Raw genomic sequence first — 243 nt, 5'->3', positions numbered from 1 at the left:
TCGAATATCACTCCCTGCACTCCACATCCTATCGACAGGCAGGCTTCGATACGGGCTTTAAGGGTAATGGCATAGTTGGTGCCTTCATACCCTTCAACGTTCGTCACATTTAGTGCCGCAGCCTCGGCCTTTTCATTCAGCAACGCATCCACGGGGTAGTTTTCAAATATCACCAAGGTATCAAACAGACCTGCACTCATCCCGCTCAGCTGTTGTAATGTCTGTAACGGCACATGACTGTAT

General features: G+C 49.0%; 1 protein-coding gene. It reads right to left on the bottom strand.

Annotated elements, in window-relative coordinates; genetic code table 11:
• Positions 1-243 (bottom strand): hypothetical protein (locus N477_RS23830; protein WP_155732020.1); only part of this gene is annotated, 243 nt, incomplete at both ends.

The organism is Pseudoalteromonas luteoviolacea H33-S (assembly GCF_001625695.1).
GTDB classification, from domain to species: Bacteria; Pseudomonadota; Gammaproteobacteria; order Enterobacterales; family Alteromonadaceae; genus Pseudoalteromonas; species Pseudoalteromonas luteoviolacea_B.
This window is presented reverse-complemented; position numbering and strand designations above follow the sequence as displayed.